This is a genomic window from Actinoallomurus vinaceus (assembly GCF_039542055.1).
GTDB lineage: Bacteria > Actinomycetota > Actinomycetes > Streptosporangiales > Streptosporangiaceae > Actinoallomurus > Actinoallomurus vinaceus.
Genome location: NZ_BAABHK010000002.1, coordinates 631048 through 653378 on the forward strand (window position 1 = coordinate 631048; position 22331 = coordinate 653378).

Annotated in this window: 21 protein-coding genes; 9 read left to right on the forward strand and 12 right to left on the reverse strand. The window is 71.8% G+C overall.

Going from position 1 to position 22331, the window contains the following annotated elements; genetic code table 11:
• Position 1 precedes the first annotated feature (1 nt).
• Positions 2–901: a 1,4-dihydroxy-2-naphthoyl-CoA synthase gene (locus ABEA24_RS08695; RefSeq protein WP_345430161.1), complete on the reverse strand. Its 900-nt coding sequence runs from the start codon at positions 899–901 to the stop codon at positions 2–4.
• Positions 902–1101: 200 nt separating this feature from the next.
• Here ABEA24_RS08695 and ABEA24_RS08700 point away from each other — a divergent pair, with 200 nt between their 5' ends.
• Positions 1102–2268, forward strand: a complete 1167-nt coding sequence (locus ABEA24_RS08700; protein WP_345430162.1) for an AMP-binding protein — start codon at positions 1102–1104, stop codon at positions 2266–2268.
• 22 nt (positions 2269–2290) lie between these two features.
• On the opposite strand, the gene ABEA24_RS08705 is transcribed toward ABEA24_RS08700, so the two are convergent.
• Complete coding sequence (locus tag ABEA24_RS08705) at positions 2291–2713, reverse strand: ribonuclease domain-containing protein (protein WP_345430163.1); 423 nt, start codon at positions 2711–2713, stop codon at positions 2291–2293.
• Positions 2714–2801: 88 nt separating this feature from the next.
• On the opposite strand from ABEA24_RS08705, the gene ABEA24_RS08710 reads away from it, so the two are divergent.
• Entirely contained in the window at positions 2802–2969 is a 168-nt protein-coding gene (locus tag ABEA24_RS08710) for an AMP-binding enzyme (protein WP_425551155.1), read from the forward strand.
• A gap of 15 nt (positions 2970–2984) precedes the next feature.
• On the opposite strand, the gene ABEA24_RS08715 is transcribed toward ABEA24_RS08710, so the two are convergent.
• The gene (locus ABEA24_RS08715) at positions 2985–3398 is read right to left on the reverse strand and encodes a ribonuclease domain-containing protein (RefSeq protein ID WP_345430164.1); all 414 of its coding nucleotides are present in this window, start codon (positions 3396–3398) and stop codon (positions 2985–2987) included.
• Between the two features lie 418 nt (positions 3399–3816).
• Between ABEA24_RS08715 and ABEA24_RS08720 the strand changes: the two genes are divergently transcribed.
• The 3 genes from ABEA24_RS08720 to ABEA24_RS08730 all read left to right on the forward strand — a co-directional run bounded on the left by ABEA24_RS08720 (position 3817) and on the right by ABEA24_RS08730 (position 6713).
• The gene (locus ABEA24_RS08720) at positions 3817–4032 is read left to right on the forward strand and encodes a hypothetical protein (RefSeq protein ID WP_345430165.1); all 216 of its coding nucleotides are present in this window, start codon (positions 3817–3819) and stop codon (positions 4030–4032) included.
• A 289-nt stretch (positions 4033–4321) separates the two neighbouring features.
• Positions 4322–5689 (forward strand): RNA polymerase sigma factor, encoded by a 1368-nt coding sequence (locus ABEA24_RS08725; protein WP_345430166.1) that lies wholly within the window; start codon positions 4322–4324, stop codon positions 5687–5689.
• A gap of 256 nt (positions 5690–5945) precedes the next feature.
• The gene (locus ABEA24_RS08730; protein WP_345430167.1) at positions 5946–6713 is read left to right on the forward strand and encodes an intradiol ring-cleavage dioxygenase; all 768 of its coding nucleotides are present in this window, start codon (positions 5946–5948) and stop codon (positions 6711–6713) included.
• An 82-nt stretch (positions 6714–6795) separates the two neighbouring features.
• Here ABEA24_RS08730 and ABEA24_RS08735 read toward each other — a convergent pair whose 3' ends face one another.
• A complete protein-coding gene (locus ABEA24_RS08735; RefSeq protein ID WP_345430168.1) occupies positions 6796–7731 on the reverse strand; it encodes an NADP-dependent oxidoreductase in 936 nt (311 codons plus the stop codon).
• A 112-nt stretch (positions 7732–7843) separates the two neighbouring features.
• Here ABEA24_RS08735 and ABEA24_RS08740 point away from each other — a divergent pair, with 112 nt between their 5' ends.
• From ABEA24_RS08740 to ABEA24_RS08750, 3 genes are all read left to right on the forward strand, one after another.
• Positions 7844–8251 (forward strand): winged helix-turn-helix transcriptional regulator, encoded by a 408-nt coding sequence (locus tag ABEA24_RS08740; RefSeq protein WP_345430169.1) that lies wholly within the window; start codon positions 7844–7846, stop codon positions 8249–8251.
• Positions 8252–8253: 2 nt separating this feature from the next.
• Positions 8254–8850, forward strand: a complete 597-nt coding sequence (locus ABEA24_RS08745) for a GNAT family N-acetyltransferase (RefSeq protein WP_345430170.1) — start codon at positions 8254–8256, stop codon at positions 8848–8850.
• Positions 8851–9007: 157 nt separating this feature from the next.
• Complete coding sequence (locus tag ABEA24_RS08750) at positions 9008–10270, forward strand: cytochrome P450 (protein ID WP_345430171.1); 1263 nt, start codon at positions 9008–9010, stop codon at positions 10268–10270.
• On the opposite strand, the gene ABEA24_RS08755 is transcribed toward ABEA24_RS08750, so the two are convergent.
• Positions 10271–11530: a cytochrome P450 gene (locus ABEA24_RS08755; RefSeq protein ID WP_345430172.1), complete on the reverse strand. Its 1260-nt coding sequence runs from the start codon at positions 11528–11530 to the stop codon at positions 10271–10273.
• Positions 11531–11687: 157 nt separating this feature from the next.
• On the reverse strand, positions 11688–12833 hold the full coding sequence (locus tag ABEA24_RS08760) for an FAD-dependent oxidoreductase (RefSeq protein ID WP_345430173.1): 1146 nt from the start codon (positions 12831–12833) through the stop codon (positions 11688–11690).
• Positions 12834–12947: 114 nt separating this feature from the next.
• On the opposite strand from ABEA24_RS08760, the gene ABEA24_RS08765 reads away from it, so the two are divergent.
• Positions 12948–13685, forward strand: a complete 738-nt coding sequence (locus tag ABEA24_RS08765) for a TetR/AcrR family transcriptional regulator (protein WP_345430174.1) — start codon at positions 12948–12950, stop codon at positions 13683–13685.
• A 63-nt stretch (positions 13686–13748) separates the two neighbouring features.
• Here ABEA24_RS08765 and ABEA24_RS08770 read toward each other — a convergent pair whose 3' ends face one another.
• From ABEA24_RS08770 to ABEA24_RS08795, 6 genes are all read right to left on the reverse strand, one after another.
• Positions 13749–14456 (reverse strand): sirohydrochlorin chelatase, encoded by a 708-nt coding sequence (locus tag ABEA24_RS08770; RefSeq protein ID WP_345430175.1) that lies wholly within the window; start codon positions 14454–14456, stop codon positions 13749–13751.
• Positions 14453–15637 carry a uroporphyrinogen-III synthase gene (locus ABEA24_RS08775; protein WP_345430176.1) on the reverse strand — a complete coding sequence of 395 codons (1185 nt, stop codon included), beginning with the start codon at positions 15635–15637 and terminating at the stop codon, positions 14453–14455. The genes ABEA24_RS08770 and ABEA24_RS08775 overlap by 4 nt, the downstream gene beginning before the upstream one ends.
• Positions 15634–16005, reverse strand: coding sequence for a nitrite reductase small subunit NirD (gene nirD / locus ABEA24_RS08780; protein WP_345430177.1), 372 nt, complete (start codon positions 16003–16005; stop codon positions 15634–15636). The genes ABEA24_RS08775 and nirD overlap by 4 nt, the downstream gene beginning before the upstream one ends.
• Before the next feature lie 45 nt (positions 16006–16050).
• Positions 16051–18516, reverse strand: a complete 2466-nt coding sequence (gene nirB / locus ABEA24_RS08785; protein ID WP_345430178.1) for a nitrite reductase large subunit NirB — start codon at positions 18514–18516, stop codon at positions 16051–16053.
• A gap of 95 nt (positions 18517–18611) precedes the next feature.
• Positions 18612–20054, reverse strand: a complete 1443-nt coding sequence (locus tag ABEA24_RS08790) for an FAD-dependent oxidoreductase (protein WP_345430179.1) — start codon at positions 20052–20054, stop codon at positions 18612–18614.
• Positions 20051–22117 (reverse strand): molybdopterin oxidoreductase family protein, encoded by a 2067-nt coding sequence (locus ABEA24_RS08795; RefSeq protein WP_345430180.1) that lies wholly within the window; start codon positions 22115–22117, stop codon positions 20051–20053. Before ABEA24_RS08795 ends, ABEA24_RS08790 begins: the two co-directional genes overlap by 4 nt.
• Between the last annotated feature and the right edge of the window lie 214 nt (positions 22118–22331).

Consider the following 22331-nt stretch of genomic DNA (forward strand, 5'->3'; position numbering starts at 1 on the left):
CTCAGTAGTACCAGGGGAAACGGGACCAGTCGGGGGCGCGCTTCTCCAGGAAGGAGTCACGGCCCTCGGCGGCCTCGTCGGTCATGTACGCCAGGCGGGTGGCCTCACCGGCGAAGACCTGCTGCCCGACGAGACCGTCGTCGATGAGGTTGAAGGCGTACTTCAGCATCCGCTGCGCGGTCGGGCTCTTGCCATTGATCTTCCGGGCCCACTCGAGCGCGGTCCGCTCGAGGTCGGCGTGCGGCACGACGGCGTTGACCATGCCCATCCGGTGCGCAGCCTCGGCGTCGTACGTCTCTCCCAGGAAGAAGATCTCCCGGGCGAACTTCTGCCCGACCTGCCGGGCGAGGTACGCCGAGCCGAACCCGCCGTCGAAGCTGGCGACGTCCGCGTCGGTCTGCTTGAACCGCGCGTGCTCGCGGCTGGCGAGGGTCAGGTCCGCGACGACGTGCAGGCTGTGCCCGCCACCGGCCGCCCAGCCGGGCACGACGCAGATGACGACCTTGGGCATGAACCGGATCAGCCGCTGCACCTCCAGGATGTGCAGCCGGCCGGCGCGCGCGGGGTCGATGGTGTCGGCCGTCTCGCCTTCGGCGTACTTGTAGCCGTCACGGCCGCGGATCCGCTGGTCGCCGCCCGAGCAGAACGCCCACCCGCCGTCCTTGGGGGACGGGCCGTTGCCGGTGAGCAGCACGCATCCCACGTCGCTGGACATCCGGGCGTGGTCCAGTGCCCGGTACAGCTCGTCGACGGTGCTCGGCCGGAACGCGTTACGGACCTCCGGCCGGTCGAACGCGATGCGCACCGTGCCCTGGTCGACCGCGCGGTGATACGTGATGTCGGTGAAGTCGAAGCCCTCGACCGTCTTCCACGCGTCCGGGTCGAACAGCTCGGAGACCATGCGGTGTTCCCTTCCAGCCCGTCGGCGGCCCGCCGCCTGCAGGCGCCCGCTCTATTCAAGCGCCTCCGGCTCGTCGCCTCGCAGCCGGTTCCCCGGACCTGTCGAGCGGGCACACCACGCCACCCGCCTTTACATAGTAATTCAAGTCTCAACCACCTCAGCGGAGGCCTGCCCGGCACCGGACTAAGCTGATCGCCGTCATGAGCCGAAGCCTGCACGCCGTCGTCCTGCCACCCGGGCCCGCCCTGTTCCGCCGCCTTGAGGCGGCGTTCGACGGCAGCGGCCCGGCGATCTGCCCCCTCTCCCCTGAGCTGCCCGCTCCCGCGCTCGGCAGGTTGCTCGACGTACTGCGTCCCACCTGGGTGGAGACCGAGGCGGGGAGACAGCGGTACGACTGCAACACGGGCTGCGCGCCGGGCCCCGCCGTGGCCGACGACACCGCCGTGCTGATCGCCACATCGGGGTCGACCGGCGCCCCGAAGGTCGTGGAGCTGTCGGCGGCCGCGCTCCGGCACTCGGCGTCGGCGACGCTCTCGCGGGTGGCCGCTCAGCCGGGCGAACGCTGGCTGTGCTGCCTTCCCCCCAGCCACATCGCCGGGATCCAGGTGCTCGTACGTTCTCTGGTCGCCGGCACCGACCCGGTGATCCACCCCCGATTCGACGTCGAACGGGTGGCCGGGTCCGGTGCCGCCCACCTCTCGGTGGTGCCCACCCAGCTGCGCCGCCTCCTCGACGCGGACGTCGACCTGGGTGGCTTCCGCTCGATCCTGCTCGGCGGGGCGGCGGCGTCTCCTGGCCTGGTGGAGACGGCGCGCTCACGCGGCGCCCGGGTCTTCACGACGTACGGGATGAGCGAGACGTGCGGCGGCTGCGTCTACGACGGAGTCCCGCTCGACGGCGTCTCCGTCGACGTCGGCGCCGACGGGCGCATCCGGCTGGCCGGGCCGGTGCTGTTCACCGGTTACCGGCTACGGCCCGACCTGACCGCCGCCGTGCGCGACGGCGCCTGGTTCGTCACCCAGGACCTCGGCGCCCTCGATGACGGGCGGCTGCGCGTGCGGGGGCGGGCCGACGACGTCATCATCACCGGCGGCGAGAAGGTCGTGGCGGGCGAGGTCGCGGCGGTGCTGGCCCGCCATCACGCCGTACGGGACGTCGCCGTGGTCGGGCGCGACGACCCTGAGTGGGGTCAACGCGTGACCGCCGTGGTCGTCCCGGGCGACGACCCACCCGGACTGGAGGAGCTCCGCGCGTGGGTCCGCGCGGAGCTCCCCGCGTACGCCGCACCGCGTCAGCTGGAACTCGTCGAGGAGCTTCCGCTGCTGCCCTCCGGCAAGCCGGACCTGGAGCGCCTGCGCCGGGCGTAAGCCGAAGGGGATCCCGGCGGGACTAGAGCTTGTAGAAGTCGGTGTAGTGGTTCGGCGAGAACCAGACCACGCCGCTGCTGCGGTTCACGACGATCCGGTACGCGTCGCGGTGGGCACCCTTCTTCCGCGGGTACACGTCGTACTCGTAGTAGGTGGCACCGCGGGGCAGCTCGCCCTCCCTGTTCTGGAACCGCCCGCCGGTGAAGTTGTACTTCCCGCCTTTCCAGGAGTACCAGCCTCTGCTGGTCGGATAGCCCTTCGGGCCCTTCGAGGCCCAGATCAACTTGGCCGAGCGCGCGTCGGCGCACCGCCACATCGTGCAGGACTTGTGGACCGACGCTTCGGCGGGGGCGGTACCGACCATTCCGGCCACGGAAGCGGTCGCCGCGAGCGTGACGGCGATCCGGCCCGGCCAGGAGGAGCGGGGGCGTAGGCGGGCGTGCACAGAGCCTCCTTGCGAGGGGGCGAGGGAGACGGACACCCGTAATGATCTTCGTTCGCACCGCGCAGATAAAGACCCTTGCTACCGAAACATGGTGAATTCTTCTGCCGGCGACGACCCGCCAGGCCTGGAGGAGCTCCGCGCGTGGGTCCGCGCGGAGCTCCCCGCGTACGCCGCACCGCGTCAGCTGGAACTCGTCGAGGAGCTTCCGCTGCTGCCCTCCGGCAAGCCGGACCTGGAGCGCCTGCGCCGGCGCTGAGCGGCGCGGATCGGTCTAGAGCTGGTAGAAGTCGGTGTAGTGGTTCGGCGAGAACCAGACCACGCCGCTGCTGCGGTTCACGACGATCCGGTACGCGTCGCGCGAGGCACCCTTGGCCCGGGAGTACACGTCGTACTCGTAGTAGGTCGCCCCGCTGGGGAGCTCGCCCTCACGGTTGTAGAACCGCCCGCCGGTGTAGTTGTACTTCCCGTCCGGCCAGGAATACCAGCCACTGCTCGTGGGGTAGCCCTTCGAGGCCCAGATCGAGTCGGCCGAGCGGGCGTCGGCGCACCGGGAGATCGTGCAGGAGCTGTAGACCGACGCGTGGGCGCTGGTCGTGGCGACCACTCCGGTCAGGGACGCGGCGGCGGCGGTCGTCACGGCGAGCCGCGCCGTCCAGACGGAGCGGGGACGTTTGCGGGTGTGCACGGAGCCTCCTTACGAGGGGGACGGACACCAGTCATGATCATGGTTAGGGCCGCCCCCATAAAGACCCGGATCGCCAAAAGATAGTGAATTCTTCCACTGCGCCTCGCCACGCGCTCCGTACGGTGCGCGACGCCGACGGCGGCCGGCCGGCCTTGACGGTCGCGTCCGGCCAGGTCGCTGGAAGCGCGCCTGATCCAGCGAAGGGACTCGGCGGCACCGCGGGCCCGCCGCTCTGAGAGAATCCGTGACCGTGGTGGTACGCCCTGCATTCGCCCTGTTGGTGTTGATCGCCGTCGCGGGTTGCTCGAGTGAGCGCCATGCGGCGCCGCGGCCGAGCCGGCCACTGGTGATCCCGACGCCGTCGCCCTCCCCCACCGGCAAGCCGCGACCGGCCCGTCCCGGCACGGAGTGCGGGCAGGTGACGACCGTGACCGGCGCACAGGCCAGGGTCCAGGTCGTACGGGGACGTACGACCTGCGTCGAGGCGATGCGGGTCTTCGAGAAGTACAACGACCCCGACACCCCGGCCGAGGGGACGGCGGGGCTGGTGGTCATCGGCCACTGGACCTGCGGGACGCGGGGCGGGATCACCACGTGCACGTCGAAGGTCGCGACGATCCGGACTCACTCCTGAGCGTCGACGCGGTCCAGGCGACCATCGTGACCGTCGAGGCCGGCGTGGCGTTGGTCACACGGGAATACGACGCGCCGATCGGGCGTCGCCGCAGGTGAGGGCGTGCGCTGATAGCCTGCGGGGTTGGCGGGCGAGCGGGGCTGTGCGCCGGCTGGGCGCGTGCGCACATGAAGTTTTTCGCTCTGCGGGAACAACCCGGGCACAATCGCGCGTTTCAGCATAGAGCACGACGCAAAACGGACATCACGTCCCGTACCGCTATAGGACACGAAGGGAGGGAGGTGTCCTCATGCCGCGAAACGCTGCTGCGACCATGCACGCAGGGCCTACGCCCCTCGAGGAGCTTCTCGACCGTGGCCGATCTCAGGGGCACCTCTCGCTGGACGAGGTGCGGTCGGCCTTTCAGGAAGCCGGTATCACCCCCACGCAGGGCCGCTCCATCATTCGCGAGCTGACCGACGCCGGAGTCCGGCTGGCCAGTGAGGACAAGGCCGAGACCACGCCCACCAAGAAAAAGGGTACGGCCACTGTCAAGAAGGCCAAGCCCGCTCGCGCCAAGAGCTCGGCCAAGACCACCGGCGGCAGGACGAAGGCCACGGCGACCAAGGCCGAGACCGCCGAGGCCGAGCCGACGGCACCGGCCGCGGAGGCCCCGGCCGAGCCCGACACGGTGGACGTCCCGGCCGGCGAGCTGGAATCCGACGACTTCGAGATGGACGCCCCGACCGACCTGGACGACCAGTCCTCGGTCATGGGCGACTCGGTCCACACCTACCTCAAGGCCATCGGCCGCAGGCAGCTGCTCACCGCGGCGCAGGAGGTCGAGCTCGCCAAGCGCATCGAGGCCGGACTGTACGCCGAGCACAAGCTGGAGACCGAGACGCGGCTGTCCGAGAGCGACCGCGAGGGCCTCGAGCTCGTCGCCGAGGACGGGCGCCGGGCCAAGGCCCACATGCTGGAGGCGAACCTGCGGCTCGTGGTCTCGGTGGCGAAGAAGTACGCCGACCGTGGCCTGTCGCTGCTCGACGTCGTGCAGGAGGGCAACCTCGGCCTGATCCGCGCGGTGGAGAAGTTCGACTACACCAAGGGGTACAAGTTCTCCACGTACGCGATGTGGTGGATCCGGCAGGCCATCCAGCGCGGCTTCGCGGACTCGGCCCGCACGATCCGGCTGCCCGTCCACGTCCTGGAGATGCTGAGCAAGCTCAGCAGGGTCGAGCGGGACATGCACCAGCGTCTCGGCCGCGAGCCGACTCCGGAGGAGCTGGCCGTGGAGCTCGACAAGAGCCCCGCCCAGGTCCAGGAGCTGCTGCGGACGAGCCGTCAGCCGATCAGCCTCGACTCGACGATCGGCGAGGACGGTGAGACCCGCATCGGCGACCTCATCGAGGACACCGACAGCCCGGAGGCGTCCGAGCTGGTCGACCGGCAGCTGATGGCCGACCAGCTGCGCCGGGCGCTGTCCGTGCTCTCGCCGCGCGAGGAGAAGATCATGGCGATGCGGTTCGGGCTGTACGACGGCACGCCCCGCACGCTCGACGAGATCGGCAAGCACCTCGGACTGACCCGCGAGCGGATCCGCCAGCTCGAGAAGGAGTCGCTGTCCAAGCTGCGGCACCCGAGCAACGCCCAGCCGCTGCTCGACTTCGCCAGCTGAGCGGACCGAGCCGGCCGCACGAAGGCCCGCCGTGAGCACTCGCTCCCGGCGGGCCTTCGCGTTCCCGCCCGCCGGGCGGGGTGGCGCGACCGCCCGTTAACACACGCAATCCACACCTACTTTACACACATTAATAAATTGAGTCAAGGCGTTTTGACTAAGTCTAATAAAACTTAAATTAAGTGTTGAATTTTCTCATGCAACTCCCACGAAAGGGACCTTCACGGCTCGCTGAGCGCCTTTTACGCTCCCGGTCATGAATGAAGAACTACACGACCACGACCGAGGTCTGTCATTCGACCTGGTCACACTCAACCGGCGCAGGGCACTCCTGCTCATGGGCGGCGCGGGCATCGCAGCCGTGGCATCGGCCCTGCCGGGCAAGGCCGACGCCGACGCGGCCGCCTGCACGGAGATTCCCAGCGAGACCGCCGGCCCCTACCCGGCCGACGGCTCCAACGGGCCGAACGTGCTGACCCAGAGCGGCATCGTCCGCAGCGACATCCGATCCAGCTTCGGCGGCATGAGCGGAACCGCCACCGGGGTCCCCCTCACGATCAAGCTCACCATCGAGACCAGTTCCTGCGCGCCTTTCCCCGGCGCGGCCGTCTACCTATGGCACTGCAACGCCACCGGCGGATACTCCCTCTATTCCGCCGGCCTGACCAACGTCAATTACCTGCGCGGCGTCCAAGTGGCCGACAGCTCCGGCCTGGTCACCTTCACCAGCATCTTCCCCGGCTGCTACTCCGGCCGATGGCCCCACATCCACTTCGAGGTCTACCGCACCCTCGCCGAGGCCACCGCCGCGGGCGACCCGCTGAAGACCTCACAGCTCGCCCTTCCCGCAGCCGCCTGCCAGTCCGTGTACGCCACCAGCGGCTACGGATCGAGCGCCTCGAACCTGTCCCGGGTCAGCCTGGACACCGACATGGTCTTCCGCGACGGGTACGCCACCCAGCTGGCCACCGTCACCGGCAACACCACCGCCGGCTACACCGCCACCCTCACCGTCCCGGCCTGAACCACCGCCCATGGCGCGCGACCGGCCGAGCATGCCGCCGCCCGGCCGGTCCCGGCGGCCGTCGCGCTTCGCCGCCCGGTTCTCAAGGGGTGAGGACCGGGCGGCCGCGCACGCCGCCCTTCTCCAGGAGCCGATGGGCGGTGGCCACATCCGCCAGCGGGAACGTGCCCGCGACCCGCGGCGTGACGCGCCCGCCGGCCGCGAGCAGGGCCAGCTCGGCCAGGCGTGGTCCGTCCGCGCGGATCCACACGTTGGCGACCCGGGTGCCGCGCAGCGGGACGGGGGCCGCTCCGCCGACGACGGCGGCGAACGCCCCGCCGTTTCGTACGGCCTCCAGCGCGGCGGGCCCGACGACGGCCGCGTCCAGTGCGGCGTCGACGCCGCCGGGCACGGCCGAGCGGACGGCCGCCGACAGCTCGCGTGTGCGGGGCACGAAGATCTCGGCGCCCAGGCCGCGGACGAGCTCCTCGTCCTGCGCTCCGGCGACCGCGACGACGCGGATGCCGCGCTGCGCCGCCAACTCGGTGGCGAATCCGCCCACGGCGCCTGCCGCGCCGGTGACCAGCAGGGTCTGCCCGGCCCGCAGGTCGAGGAAGTCCAGGGCCTGGTCGGCGGTGAGGACGTTCAGCGGGAGGGTGGCCGCCGCCTCCGGCGACAGCCCGGCCGGTGTCCTCGCCACCGCGGTCGCGTCCAGGACGACCTGTTCGGCGTGCGTGCCGAGGGCGAGGTCGAGCCGGTCGGACAGCCCGATGACCTCATCCCCCGGAGACAACCCGGCCACGGCCGGGCCGACCGCGTCGACGACACCGGCGACGTCCCAGCCGAGACCGGTCACGTCCCGGGATGCCATGAGCCCGCCCTGGACGAGGTGCCCGGCCCGGGTGGCGAGGTCCACGGGGTTGACGGCGGCGGCGCGGGTCCGGATGCGGACCTGCCCGGGGCCCGGCTCGGGGACCGGGACCTCGGCGAGCTCCAGGACCTCCGGGCCTCCGTAGGAACGAACGACGACCGCGCGCATGGTGTGGTCCTCTCTACGTGCGTGAATCGGCATGACACGGCGAACCTACGAGCCGCTACTCTCCATCGGTAAGTACGTACCTGGAAGTGTGTAACGGACCCACAGGAGTGCCATGCCCACCCAGACCGCCGCCCAGCGACGGGCCGACGCCCGTGCCGCCTATGACGCGTACATGGCCGCCTGCCCCGCTCGTGAGCTGCTCGACCGGATCAGCGACAAGTGGGTCACCCTGATCCTCAACGCGCTCGCCGACGGCCCCCGGCGCTACAGCGATCTCGGCCGGATCATCGCGGGCGTGAGCCAGAAGATGCTCACCCAGACGCTGCGCGGGCTCGAACGGGACGGGATGGTGACCCGCACCGTCACACCGTCCGTGCCGGTCCGCGTCGACTACGAGCTGACCCCGCTCGGCGTGAGCCTGCTGCCGCTCGTCCGCGCGGCCAAGGAGTGGGCCGAGACGCACATCGAGGAGGTGCACACCGCCCGCGCGGCTTACGACGCCACCGGGGAGAATGGGTGACCGTGAGTCCCCGCATAGAGATCCACTGGCCGGCCACGGCCGACGAGCGCCTGCGCGCGGGCGTGCACCGCATGATCCACTCCGTCGTCCAGCTCGATGGGGCCGTCGGCTGGCTGACCCCGCCCGACCGGGCGGAGACCGACCGGTGGCTGGACGAGGCCCTCGACCGCGTCCGGGCCGGCGACGCCGCCCTGGCGCTCGCCCTCCTCGACGGTGAGGTGGCCGCCGGCGGGCTGTGGCGCCGCGGCGCCACCGACGTCTTCCGCCACCAGGCGGAGGTGCAGAAGGTCATGGCGCACCCGATGGCGCGCGGGCTGGGGCTCGGCCGGCGCGTCGTGGAGGCGCTCATCGACGACGCCCGCTCGAACGGCGTCGAGGTGCTGACCCTCGGCGCGCGGGGCAACAACCACGGCGCGATCGAGCTGTACGAGCGGCTCGGCTTCCGCGAGTGGGGGCGTCTGCCCAACGCCATCGAGGTGGGCGACGAGCGCTACGACGACGTGAAGATGTTCCTCGACCTGGGACGACCGCCGCACGTGATCCTGCGCGGCTCACCGCCCGACGGCCCCGGCTCGTCTCCGCGGCGTCGGCGGCCGTGACCGCTTCGGCGGGGGGCGCCCTCACCGCCCGGCGTGCCGCTGAGATCCTCCCGGCTCTGGCCCTCGGCGGATCTTGACCGTAGTCTGCCGTACGCGAACCGTGACATCGCGTCGGCACGTGCCGCCGACGGATCTGAGTGCATCATCGGAGAAGGCCATGACGGACCCTCGACATGCCACCACCCCCGCCGACGCCCCATCGGGCGGCTGTCCCGCCCACGCCGGTGCCGTGCCCCTGTACGGGCCGAGATTTCTGCGGAATCCGTCGGAGTTGTACCGCGAGATGCGGCAGGAGCACGGCTCGGTCGTTCCCGTGGTGATCGAGGGAGACATCCCCGCCTGGTTCGTGATCGACTACCGGGAGGTCCGCCACGTGCTGAGCAACCCGGACGTCTTCGCCCGCGACTCCCGCCGCTGGAACGAATGGGACAACATCCCGCTCGACTGGCCGCTGATGCCGTTCGTCGGCTACCAGCCCTCCACATTGTTCACGGAGGGCGACGAGCACCGGCGCCGGGCGGGTGCGATCAGCGACGGCCTGTTCGCGGTCGACCAGTTCGACCTGCGGAACCAGTCCGAGAGGATCGCGGACGACCTGATCGACACGTTCGTCGCGGCGGGTGAGGTCGACCTGATGGCCCAGTTCGCGCACCCGCTGCCGCTGCTCGCGGTCGCCAAGATCTTCGGCCTGCCGGAGGCGGAGACACCGGGCCTGCTGCGGGACATGATGACCACGGTCAACGGCGACGAGGGCGCGCTGGAGGCGTACCAGGGCATCTGCGCGACGATGCAGCGGCTGGTGGCGCACAAGCGTGAGCAGCCGGGCCCGGACTTCGTCACGCGTGTGCTGAACCATCCCGCCGGACTGACGGAGGATGAGCTCATCTCCGACCTGGTCCTGGTGATGACCGCCGCCCAGCAGCCGATGGCGTACTGGATCGGCAACACCGTCCGGCTGATGCTGACCGACGACCGGTTCTCCATGAACATCTCGGGTGGCCGCCGCAGCGTCGGCCAGGCGCTCAACGAGGTGCTGTGGGAGGACACCCCCACGCAGAACTACCTGGGCCGCTGGGCCGCCCGGCCGGTACAACTCGGCGGACAGCAGATCGACACCGGTGACCTGCTCGTCCTGGGCCTGGCGGCGGCCAACAGCGACCCGCAGGTCCGCCCCGTGTCCGAGGCGGCGGCCGGCAACCAGGCCATGATGTCGTTCAGCTACGGCGAGCACCGGTGCCCGATTCCGGCACCGGAGCTCGCCGAGGTGATCTGCCAGACCGCGGTCGAGGTGCTCCTCGACCGGCTTCCGGACATCCGGCCGGCGGTGAACGTCGAGGACCTGAAGTGGTCGCCGTCCGTCTGGATGCGCGGCCTGGTCTCCCTGCCGGTGAGTTTCACCCCGTCGTACGTCTCCGTCTGATCAGCCGGTGGCGGCGGGCGCCTCCTCCGTGGCTGAGGCGCCCGCCGCCACCGGCCGGAACACCAGGGGGAGCGTCACGAGGCCGCGGGTGAACACCCCCTGATCGGCCGGCGCGGTCTCGTCCCGGAACGCGATGTCGTCCATGGCGTCCAGCAACTGGTTCGTCGCCACCTCCACCTCGGTCTTGGCCAGCATGGCGCCGACGCAGAAGTGGCGCCCGAGCGCGAAGGCCAGGTGGTCGGCCGCGGCGGAGAACGCGGTCGAGGCCGCCAGGTCATCGCGGAAGACGTCGAACACATCCGGGCGGGAATAGCGCCGGGGGTCGCGATTGGCGGCGCCGACCGCGCACACGACGGTGCCGCCGGCGGGCACGGTGCCTCCGCTGAGCGCGACGTCCTCGGCCACCTGGCGGATGACCATGTGCACCGGCGGGGTGTACCGCAGCGTCTCGGCGAAGGCCTTCGGGATGAGCGTGCGGTCGCGACGTACGGCGGCGAGTTGGTCGGGGTGCTCGAGAAGGTTTCGGAAGAGGCTGGAAATGGCGCGGTCGGTGGTCTCGCCCCCCGCGGCGAGCAGCAGGCTGCAGAAGGCCCGTATGTCGTCGTCGGTCATCCTGGTGCCGTCGATCTCGGCGGCGCAGAGCGTCGACAGCAGGTCGTCCCCCGGGTTCGCCCTGCGCTCCTGGATGATCGGAATGAGGTACTCCCCCAGCTCCCGGCGCGTCCGCTCGCCGGCCGCCGCCACCTCCGGGTCGCCCGCCAGGTTGCCGAAGACCGCGATGATGGCGGTGTACCACCGGTGGAACCGGTCGTGATCCGCCTTGTCGAGGCCGAGCATGTCGGCGATGACGTTGATCGGGAACCGGGTCGAGAATTCCGTGACCAGATCGACGGTGCCGCGGCCGGCGAAGCGCTCGATCAGTTCGCGCGAGTTGCGCTCGATGACGGGCAGGAATTTCTCCTGCAGTTCGTTCCCGCGGAACGCCGGCGCCACCAGCGCGCGGTGCACGGCGTGCTCCCGGCCGCTCATCTGCAGAATGGTCCGCCCGTGCACGGGCTCGAGCTGCCACTCGTAGTTGTCGGTCGTGAAGACCGGATCCCGGAAGGCGCGTTGCACGTCCTCATAGCGTGAGATGACGTAACCGCCGCTCGACTCCTGCCTGATCAATGGAAATTCTTCCAGCATCATGCGGTAGGCCGAGTACGGATCTGCGGCGAATTCGGCGGACAGGATATCGGGCACCCCTGATGCCGCGGCCATGAACGCTCCCTCGATCGGCGGCGATACCGGTCAAGGCTATGTAGAGGTTTCTGTCAGGTCCATACCCGCATTGCCGGGCCCGCGCGGCTCACCGCCCGACGGTCCCGGCTCGTCCCCCCGGTGACGGCGGCCGTGACCGGTTCGGCGCGTGGCGTCCTCACTGCCCGGCGCGCCGCTGGAAGAACTCCAGCAGGCCGCGCGCACCCGACATGAGGATCTTCACGATGTCGGCGGACCGCCGCGCCACGGCCGTCGCGCGTTCGAACATCGCGGTCTCGTAGGCCCGGACGGCGGTGGCCGGGTCGCCCGGGTGAGCGGCGAGGGCCAGGCCGAGTTCGGCGCCGTCGCGCATGGCGAGGTTGGCGCCCTCCCCCACGGGCGGCATCAGGTGGGCGGCGTCACCGAGCAGCGTGACGCCGGGGACGGGGGCCCAGGACAGGCCGATCGGCAGCATGGCGATCGGACGGGGCACGAAGGGGTCGGTGCACGCCTGGATCAGCGGGGTGAACTGCGGCGCCCAGTCGGCGAACCGCTTCGTCAGGGCCGCGCGGGCCCGCTCGCCGTCCTCGAAGGGGATCCCGCAGGTGGTGAGCCAGTCCTCGGAGGTGTAAAAGCCCAAGTAGACGCGGACACGGCCGTCCCCGTTGCGCTGAGCCGACAAGGACCGGTCCGTGCCGAGCACCCAGTAGTTGCCCCGCCCGACCATGGCAGCCAGCTCGGGATGCGTGCGATCGATATCGGGGATGCCGCTCTCGACCACGTTCTGGCCGATATGGAACGGCCGGGCGTCGGTGAGCAACGGGCGGACCCGGGAACGGGCGCCGTCCGCGCCGACCAGCAGATCGCACTCGGCGGTGGTGCCGTCGGCGAAGTGGAGCCGGTGGCCACCGCCGGGCAGCGCGGTGGCGCGCTCGAACGCGCGTCCCCACACGACGGCCCCTTCGGGGAGTGAGTCGACCAGGAGGTCCCGAAGGGCGGTGCGGTCGACCTCGGGCCGGTCCAGCGGAGCGTCGTCGGGGGTGTCCTCCTGGAGCAGGAGGGTGCCGTCGGGGTCGAGCAGGCGCAGATCCTGGCCCTCCCGGCGGGCGATCGCGAGGAACCCCTCCTCCAGACCGGCCTCCCTCAGGGCGTGCTGCCCGCCGTCGGCGTGCAGGTCGAGCATGCCTCCCTGGCCGCGGGCGGCGCGGGAGGCGTCGCGCTCGTAGACGACGGCGTCGATGCCGTGGACGTGCAGGACGCGGGCGAGGGTCAGCCCGCCGAGCCCGCCTCCGACGATGGCGATCCGGGCGTCATGAATGGTCACGAGGACTCCACTCTCTCAAAAGCGGTCGATACACTGTATAGCGCGATACAGTGTATTGATCAACCGCGATGTATCGTTGCCTCGGCGTCCGAAGGCCGGAGAAGACGAGGTGTGATGGCGAGACGACGAGACACCGGCGACGAGCCCACGCTCGTCTGGGAGCGCCCCGAGCCGCCGAGCCGGCCGGCTCCGAGCCCGCTCAGCAGGGATCGGATCGTCCGCGCGGCGATCGAGCTCGCCGACGCCGGCGGACTGGAGGCCGTGTCCCTGCGCAAGGTCGCCGCCGCGCTCGACGCGGGACCGATGCGGCTCTACGGCTACCTGTCGACCAAGGAGGAACTGCTCGACCTCATGGTGGACGCGGTGTACGGCGAGATCCCCACGCCGGAGCCGGCCGGCGGGGATTGGCGCGGCGCCCTGCGGGCCCTCGCCCACGGCGTCCGGCGGACGGCGCTACGGCACGAATGGTTCGCCGACCTGCTGGGCGGGCGGCCGAATCTCGGCCCCAACGCGCTGGCCCACCTGGAGGCGTCACTGGCCGCGCTGGACGGCGTGCCCGGATTCGGCGGCATCGACGCCGTCATGCAGGCCTCGTACACCGTGCACGCCTACGTGTTCGGGGCGGTCCGGAGCGAGATCGTCAATTCACGCGCCGAACGGGCCAGCGGCCTGGACGAGCGGGAGTGGCAGGCCACCACGGGCCCCTACCTTGTCCGGATGTTCGCCACCGGCCGTTATCCGACCCTGGCGAAGGTCGTTCACGAGGCCGAACATCCCGACGCGGAGACCGTGTTCGACACCGGCCTCGACCAGGTGCTCGACGGCGTCGCCACCCGGCTCGACGGCGGCTGACCCGCGTCATCCGATGCGGCCGGCCCCGGGGGGGAGTCCCGGCCCGCTGGCCCGTGGCTCACATCATCCGGTGCGGCCGAGCGTCTCGCGGTCGCGGCTTCGCGCCTCGGCGGCGACGGCCGCCATCGCCTCGTCGTAGCGGCGTAGGACGACTCGCGCCAGCGCGTCGTGCACGCCCAGGGGCGGTGCGACCACGTCGGCGCCGGCGGCCGCCAGGCGGTCGTGGAAGTGTCCGGGGGCCAGCAGGTAGGACGCGACCGCGATCCGCCGGGCGCCCTGGGCGCGCAGCCCACGGACGACCTCGCTCAGCTCGGGTCCGGCTCCGGCCGCGAGCCCGTACGGCACGGGGCGGCGCAGGCGGCGGCCCAGCAGGTGCGCGGCGGAGGCGGCGTCGGCCAGTCCCTGCGGGCTGGAGGTGCCGGCCGCGCCCAGCACGACGGCGTCGGCGTACCGGCCCGTGCCCAGCCGGTCTGTGAGGGCCCCGGCGAGCAGCGGATGCGGCCCCAGGGGCCGGGCGACGGTGACGTCGGGGCCGACGCGGCCGGGGATGTCGACCAGGGCGTGGTAGCCGCGGCCGAGCATGAGCGGCACCGCGACCACCGGGCCCGGGCACACCGCCAGCGCGTCCTCCAGGGACGGCGCGGTGATCTCGGCGTAGGACTCGATGACGGTCAGGCCGGGGCGCAGGGCGCGCACCCGGTCGAGCAGGGCGCGGATGACGGCGACTCCGGCGGGGTCCCGCGTGCCGTGCCCGACGGCGAGCAGCGTCATGCCGGTCCCGGGGCGCCGGCGAACGTGGCAGGCTCGGAGCGGATCGGGTCGCAGGCCAGCCGGTAGCCGCGTTTGACCACGGTCTCGACGAGCCCGTTGCGGCCCAGTCCCCGGCGCAGCCGTGCCACCGCCATCTCGACGGCGTGCTCGTCCGGATGCGGGCGTCCCTGGCCCGCTCCGCCCGGCAGGGACCGGCTGGGCAGCACCGTGCACAGCTCGGCACGCGAGACGACGTGCCCGGGCCGGCGGGCGAGGGCACGGAGGATCGCCATCGGGGCGGGCGCGATCGGTTTGAGCTGCCCGTCGATCACCACGGCGTGGCCGCGCAGCTCGAGGGCGTGGCCGTTCACGGCGATCCGGCTCGACCGCCGGACCGGCAGCTCGGCGGCGAGCGCCCGGACCAGGGCGCCGAGGCGGGCGCGCTCGGGGCGTACCGTCGCCACACCCCGCTCCTCCAGCGGCGCGGCGGTGACCGGACCGACGCAGGCGGCGACCACCTGGGTGCGCAGGGCCTCCAGCAAGAGGTCTTCGAGGTTGTCCTCGTCCGCGACGGCCAGGGTCGCCGACACCGCCGGCGCGCTCGTGAACGTGATCGCGTCGACGGTGCCGGCGACCGCCTGCCCGACCAGCCGGCGCAGCGGCGTCGGGTCGTCCGTACGGGACCAGCGGTACACCGGGATCTCCACGACCTCGGCGCCCGCGCGGCGGAGCGCGCCCGTCAGGTGAGGCGTCGGTTCGCCGTACAGCTGGACCGCGATGCGGCGCCCCGTGAGGTCCTCCTCCAGGAGGTGGCGGAGGACCTCGTCGCAGTTCTCCGACTCCGGCGACCACTCCTCGGCCATCCCGGCGGCGCGCACGGCCCCGCGGGCCTTCGGCCCCCGGGCCAGGATGCGCACGTCGCCGAGCCGCTTGATCAGATCGTCGCGCAGCCCCCAGCCGTCCGCCGTCTCCAGCCACGCGCGGAAGCCGATGCCGGTCGTGACGATCACATCGTCGACCGGGTCCGCGAGGATGTCGCGGGTCGCGTCGAGGAGCTCCGCGTCGTCGGCAAGCGGCACCAGCCGGATCGCGGGGGCGTACACGACGCGGGCGCCCTTGCGCTCCAGCAGCGCCGACAGCTCCTCGTGACGCCGCGCCGCCGTGACGCCCACGGTGAATCCGGCCAGTGGCTCGTCCTTCACGACTCGGCCACCTCCACGCGGCCGCCGTTGCGCCGTATTCGGAAGGTCCGCACCGAGACCTCCGGGTCGTCCAGGCAGCGGCCCGTGGTCAGGTCGAACACCTGCTTGTACATCGGGGAGGCCACGGTCGGCAGCCCGCCGCGGCACCCGACGATCCCCCAGGCCAGGACGTTGGCCCCGCTGAAGGGATCATGACTGGACAGCGCGTACAGCTCACCGTCGTGGGTGCGGAAGATCGCGACCTGGCGGCCTTCGACGAGCGCGCACACGCCGCGCTCGGGCTGCAGGTCGTCGTAGTCGCACACCGGGGTCCAGCGTGCCGCGGTCAGCGTGCCGGTGCCCGCCGGCGCCTCACAGATCTCGGTCATCGAATGCTCCCTTCACTCCGATCTCCGGACGTGCCCCTGCGTCGGTCACGGGGTCACCTCCGCCATCGCCGGCTTGATCTGGTCGCGCTCGGGCTCGAAGACGATGCTCGGGTCGGGCGTGCCCGGCGCGTTGACGAACGAGACGAAGCGGCGCAGTTTGTCGGGATCATCGAGGATCGCCCGCCACTCGTCGGAGTAGCCCGCCACGTGACGCTCCATCGCGGCGTCCAGCTCCGCGCAGATGCCGAGGCTGTCCTCGATGATCACTTCGCGCAGGTAGTCGAGGCCGCCGTCGAGGCTCTCCAGCCAGGACGCAGTGCGCTGCAGCCGGTCGGCGGTGCGGATGTAGAACATCAGGAACCGGTCGATGTAGCGGAGGAGCGTCTCCTCGTCCAGGTCACTGGCGAACAGGTCCGCGTGGCGCGGCCGCATCCCGCCGTTCCCGGCGACGTAGAGGTTCCAGCCCTTCTCGGTGGCGATGATCCCGAAGTCCTTGCTCTGCGCCTCGGCGCACTCGCGGGCGCACCCGGACACCGCCGACTTGAGCTTGTGCGGGGCGCGCAGGCCGCGGTAGCGCAGTTCGAGGCGGATCGCCAGGCCGACCGAGTCCTGGACGCCGTACCGGCACCACGTCGAGCCGACGCAGGACTTCACCGTGCGCAGCGCCTTGCCGTACGCGTGGCCGGATTCGAAGCCGGCGTCGATGAGCTTCTTCCAGATGTGCGGGAGCTGCTCGACACGGGCCCCGAACAGGTCGATCCGCTGCCCGCCGGTGATCTTGGTGTAGAGGCCGAACTCCTGGGCGACCTCGCCGATGACGATCAGCTTCTCCGGCGTGATCTCACCGCCGGGGATGCGGGGCACGACCGAGTAGGTGCCGTTCTTCTGCATGTTGGCGAGGAACCGGTCGTTGGTGTCCTGCAGGCCGGCCTGCTCGCCGTCGAGGATGTGGCCGTTGCCGAGGCTGGCCAGGATCGAGGCGACCGCCGGCTTGCAGATGTCGCAGCCGCGCCCGCGCCCGTGCTCGGTGATCAGCTGCGAGAAGGTCGTGATGCCGCGCACCCGGATGATGTCGAACAGCTCCGCGCGGCTGTGGTCGAAGTGCTCGCACAGCGCCTTGCTGACCTCGATGCCCGCGGCGGTCAGCTCCGCGTCGAGGATCTTCTTCACCAGCGGCACACAGCTACCGCAGCCGGTGCCGGCCTTCGTGCACGACTTCACGGCCCCGACGTCGGTGAGCTTGTCCTCGGTGATCGCGCAGCGGATGGCCCCGGCCGTCACGTTGTTGCAGCTGCAGATGACCGTCGACTCGGGCAGCGCGCCGCCCGCCGCCTCCGTGCCGCCGAACAGCGCCTGCTCCGGCGTGCCGGGCAATTTCGCGCCGACATATGCGCGGAGGGTCGGGTAGGACGAGGCGTCCCCGACCAGCACACCGCCGAGGAGGGTCTGCGCGTCGTCGCTGACGACGAGGCGCTTGTAGATCCCGGCGACCGGGTCGGTGTAGATCACGTCGAGGGCGTCCGCGGACGGGTCGCCGAAGCTGGCGACGTCGACGCCCATGAGCTTGAGCTGGGTCGACAGATCGGCGCCGGTGAACCGCGCCTCCCCGTCCAGGAGCCGGTCCGCGACGACCTCGGCCATGGTGAAGCACGGCCCGACCAGGCCGTAGACCATTCCGCCGATCAGCGCGCACTCGCCGATCGCGAAGACGCGCGGGTCCTCGGTGCGGCAGGTGTCGTCGACGACGATGCCGCCGCGCTCCCCCACCGCCAGGCCCGCCGCGCGGGCGAGGTCGTCACGCGGGCGGATGCCCGCCGAGAAGACGGCCACGTCGGCGTCGAGCACGACGTCTCCGGCGAGGCGCACGGCGCCGGGCTCGATGCGCTCCATCCCGACGCCGGTGTGCACGGTCATGCCGAGGGCCTCGATGTGGCGGCGCAGCATCGCGCCACCGCCCTCGTCGAGCTGGCGCGGCATCAGCCAGGGAGCCACCTCGACGACGTGGGTGTCCAGGCCGAGCCCCTGCAGCGCGCGGGCGGCCTCCAGGCCGAGCAGTCCGCCGCCGACGACCACACCGGCCCGCGGCCTTGACATAGTAAGGTCGGCGCTTCCGGCCGCGGCGCTCAGCGCGTCCAGGTCCTCGATCGTCCGGTAGACGAAGGCGTGCTCGGCGCCGGGCACCGGCGGCACGAACGGCACCGACCCGGTGGCCAGCACCAGCGCGTCGTACGGCAGGGTCTCCCCCGCGTCGGTGGTCACCGTGCGGGCGTCCCGGTCGATCGCGGCGACCCGCTCGCCGGTCCGTACGGTCACGCTCTCGTCGTGGGCCGGGTAGCCGAGATCGGCCCCCTCGGTGAGATAGGACGTCAGGGCCACCCGGTCGTACGCCGTGCGGGGCTCCTCCCCCACCACGGTGATCTGCCACCGGCCGGCCGAGTCCCGCTCCCGCAACGCTTCGACGAGGCGATGCGCCGCCGGGCCATGCCCCACGACGACAAGACGGCCAGTCATCCGATTCAATCCTCCCCGACGCGTTCTGACCTCGATCTTGACGATCAGGCGTTTCGCGTCTGCGTCCCGCTTGTTACCGCTGTGCTACAAGCCGCTCACGTACGGCCTGACCTGGTGGGAGACGTCACCTCCTGGGTTCCGAGCCACTCGAGGATCCCCTCGACCGTGTCGCGGCAGCCGCCGCAGCCCGTGGTGGCGCGGGTCTCGGCGGCGACGTCGGCGACGTCGCGCCCGCCCGCCTCCCAGCAGGCGCGGATCCGCCCCTTGCTGACGTTGTTGCACGCGCAGACCGTCGCCGCGTCCGGCATGCGCACCGGCGTCTCGGCGGGCGTAGCAGGGTTCAGCCCGTGGAAGAGCAGCCCCAGACGGTCGGACGGCACGGGCGCCGCGCGGTCGTACAGCTGGGTCAGCAGCCCCGCCGTGGTCGTCTCGCCGATCAGGATCGCGCCGATGAGGCGGTCGTCCCTGATGACGACCTTCTTGTACGTGCCGCGCGTCGGGTCGGCGAAGCGGACGACCTCGGCCTCGTCGTCGCCGAGCGCGGTCTCCCCCATGGCGGCCAGTTCGATCCCGGCCGCCTTGAGCCGCGTGACCTGCCGCGAACCCTCGTACCGGGCGTCGCCGCCGGTGAGCAGGTCGGCGAGGATCCTGGCCTGCTCCCACGCGGGCGCGACCAGCCCGTACACCGTGCCCTGGTGCTGCGCGCACTCCCCGATCGCGTGGACGTCGGGGTCGTCGACCGAGCGGAGCCGGTCGTCGACGACGACGCCCCGGCCCACGGTGAGGCCCGCCGCCCGCGCGAGCCCGGTCTCGGGGCGGATGCCGCAGGCGAGCACCACCAGGTCGGCGGGCAGCACCGTGCCGTCGTCCAGTTCGACCCCGGTGACGCGCCCGTCCTCGGCCCGCGCCCCGGTCAGCCGCGCCCCGACGAGGGTACGGACCCCGAGGTCCCCGATCGTGCGCTGCAGCACGCCCCCGGCCTCGGCGTCCAGCTGCCGCTCCATCAGGTGCCCGGCGAGGTGGACGACGGTGACCCGCAGCCCGCGCCCGGCCAGTCCGCGGGCCGCCTCGAGGCCGAGCAGCCCGCCGCCGACCACGACGGCTGACTCGGCATCGTCCGCGAGGCCCATGATGTCCCGGCAGTCGTCGAGCGTGCGGAACGCGACGACGCCGTCGGCGTCCAGCCCGGGCAGCGGCGGCATGACCGGGGCGCTTCCGGTGGCGAGGACGAGCGTGTCGTACGGGGTGACGGTCCCGTCGGCCGACGTCACCGTCCTGCGCTCCCGGTCGATCGCGACGACCTCCTGCCCGAGCCGGGCGTCGACGTCGTTCGCGGCGTACCACCCCGGATCGGTCAGGCCGATGTCGCCGGGCGCGGTGACGCCGGCCAGGACGTTCGACAGCAGCACCCGGTTGTACGGCTGCGCGGCCTCGGCCCCGAACACGGTGATCCGCGCCTCCCGGTCGCGGGCCCGCAGCTCGGAGACGAGCCGGGAGCCCGCCATCCCGTTGCCGACGACCACGATTCTCTTCTTCACGATTTCTCCAGTCGGACGGCGCAGACTTTGAACTCCGGCATCCGGGACGTCGGATCGAGTGCCGGGTTGGTGAGCAGGTTGGCGCGTGCGGGACCGGCCCAGTGGAAGGGCATGAACACGGTGTCGCGCCGGATCGCCCTGCTGAATCGCGCCTTGGCGACGGCCCGGCCCCGCCGGCTGGTGACGCGGACCTCGGCCCCCTCCGCGATGTCGAGGCGCTCGGCCAGGTCGGGATGGATCTCCACGTACGCCTCGGGGACCGCGTCCACCAGCGCGCGGATCCGCCGGGTCTGCGCGCCGCTCTGGTAGTGCGCGAGCACCCGCCCGGTCGTGAGGTAGACGGGGTAGTCGGCGCTGATGTCCTCGGCGGGGCCGCGGTGTTCGACCGGGACGCACCGGGCGCGCCCGTCCGGCGTGGCGAACCGGTCGAGGAAGACGCGCGGCGTACCCGGGTGGCCCTCGCCCGGGCAGGGCCAGAAGACCCCGGTCTCGGCGACGATCCGCTCGTACGTGATGCCGGAGTAGTCGGCGAGCCCGCCGGCGCTGGCCGCGCGCAGCTCGTCGAACACCTCGGCCGGTTCGGCGCTGAACCGGCCGGGCGCTTTGAGGCGCTCGGCGAGCGCGGCGAGGATCTCCAGGTCGCCGCGGACCTGCGGCGGCCTCGGCACGGCCGCGCGGCGCAGGAGCACGCGGCCCTCCAGGTTGGTGATCGTGCCGGTCTCCTCGGCCCACTGCGCCGTCGGCAGCACGACATCGGCGCGCGCGGCGGTCTCGGACGGCACGAAGTCGGCGACGACGAGGAGGTCGAGTGCCGCGAGGCGTTCCTCGACCCGGCCCGCGTCCGGGGCCGACACCACCGGGTTGGAACCGAACAGCAGCAGGGCGCGCGGCCCGCCGGGCGTGCCCAGGGCGCCCAGGAGTTCGGTGGCCGACAGCCCGGGCCCCGGCAGGTCGTCCGGATCGATCCCCCAGACACGGGCGACGTGCTCGCGTGCCGCCGGGTCGTCGATCTTCCGGTAGCCCGGCAGCTGGTCGGCCTTCTGCCCGTGCTCCCGGCCACCCTGGCCGTTGCCCTGCCCGGTCAGGCACCCGAACCCGGACCCGGGGCGTCCGGGCAGGCCGAGCGCCAGCGCCAGGTTGATGAAGGCGGTGACGGTGTCGGTGCCGGTGGCGTGCTGTTCGGCGCCGCGCGCGGTGAGGATGAGCGCGTTCGCGGCCTCGCCGAGCAGGCGCACGGCCTCGCGCATCTTCGGCACCGGCACGCCGGTGATCCGCTCGACGCGCTCCGGCCAGTACCCGTTGATCACGGTGCGGACCGTCTCGAACCCCGTGGTGCGCGCGTCGAGGTACGCCTTGTCGATCAGCCCCTCGGTCATCGCCAGGTGCAGCAGCCCGTTGGCCAGGGCCAGGTCGGTGCCCGGCGTGACCTGCAGGTGCAGGTCGGCACGGCGGGCCGTCGAGGTCTCCCGCGGGTCGACGACGATCAGTTTCCCGCCGCGTTCGCGCTGGGCGGTCAGGTGCCGCACGAACGGCGGCATCGTCTCGGCGACGTTGCCGCCGGCCAGCAGGATCGTGTCGGCAGCGGCGATGTCGGTGATCGGCACGGGCAGTCCCCGGTCCAGGCCGAACGCGCGGTTCTGCGCGGCGGCCGCCGAGGACATGCAGAAGCGGCCGTTGTAGTCGATGTTCGGCGTCCGCAGCGCCACCCGGGCGAACTTGCCGAGCTGGTAGGCCTTCTCGTTGGTCAGCCCGCCGCCGCCGAAGACCGCCACGGCCCCGTTCCCGTACGCCCGCTGGATCCGGCGGATCTCGGCCACGATCCGGTCCAGCGCTGTGTCCCAGGACACCGGCTCCAGAGGGGCGTCCCGGTGCGGCCGCATCAGAGGGACGGTCAGCCGGTCCGGGGTGGTGAGCAGGTCCCCGGCGGTCCACCCCTTCTGGCAGAGTGCCCCGCCTCCGCCACCGTTGGCCGGGATGTCGTCACGCGGCGCGATCGTGCCGGGGCCGACGAGCATCCCGCACTGCAGCGCGCAGTACGGACAGTGGGTAGGTGTGGGCGACATGCCTCGATCGTGTGGTTGAGGCGTTTCGCTACGACGTCCCGCGTGTTACCGGCCCGCAACAAGCACTTCACCGGGGCCTCTGACCTGCGGTGCGATGAACGGAACCTCACAGCGCGGCCCGGGTAGGGTGCAGGGAAGTTATCACTGCCGCATTACGCGACACACACCGAGGAAACCGGCGGCTCCTAGCTTCGGCGCAGCACCCCAGCCAGGA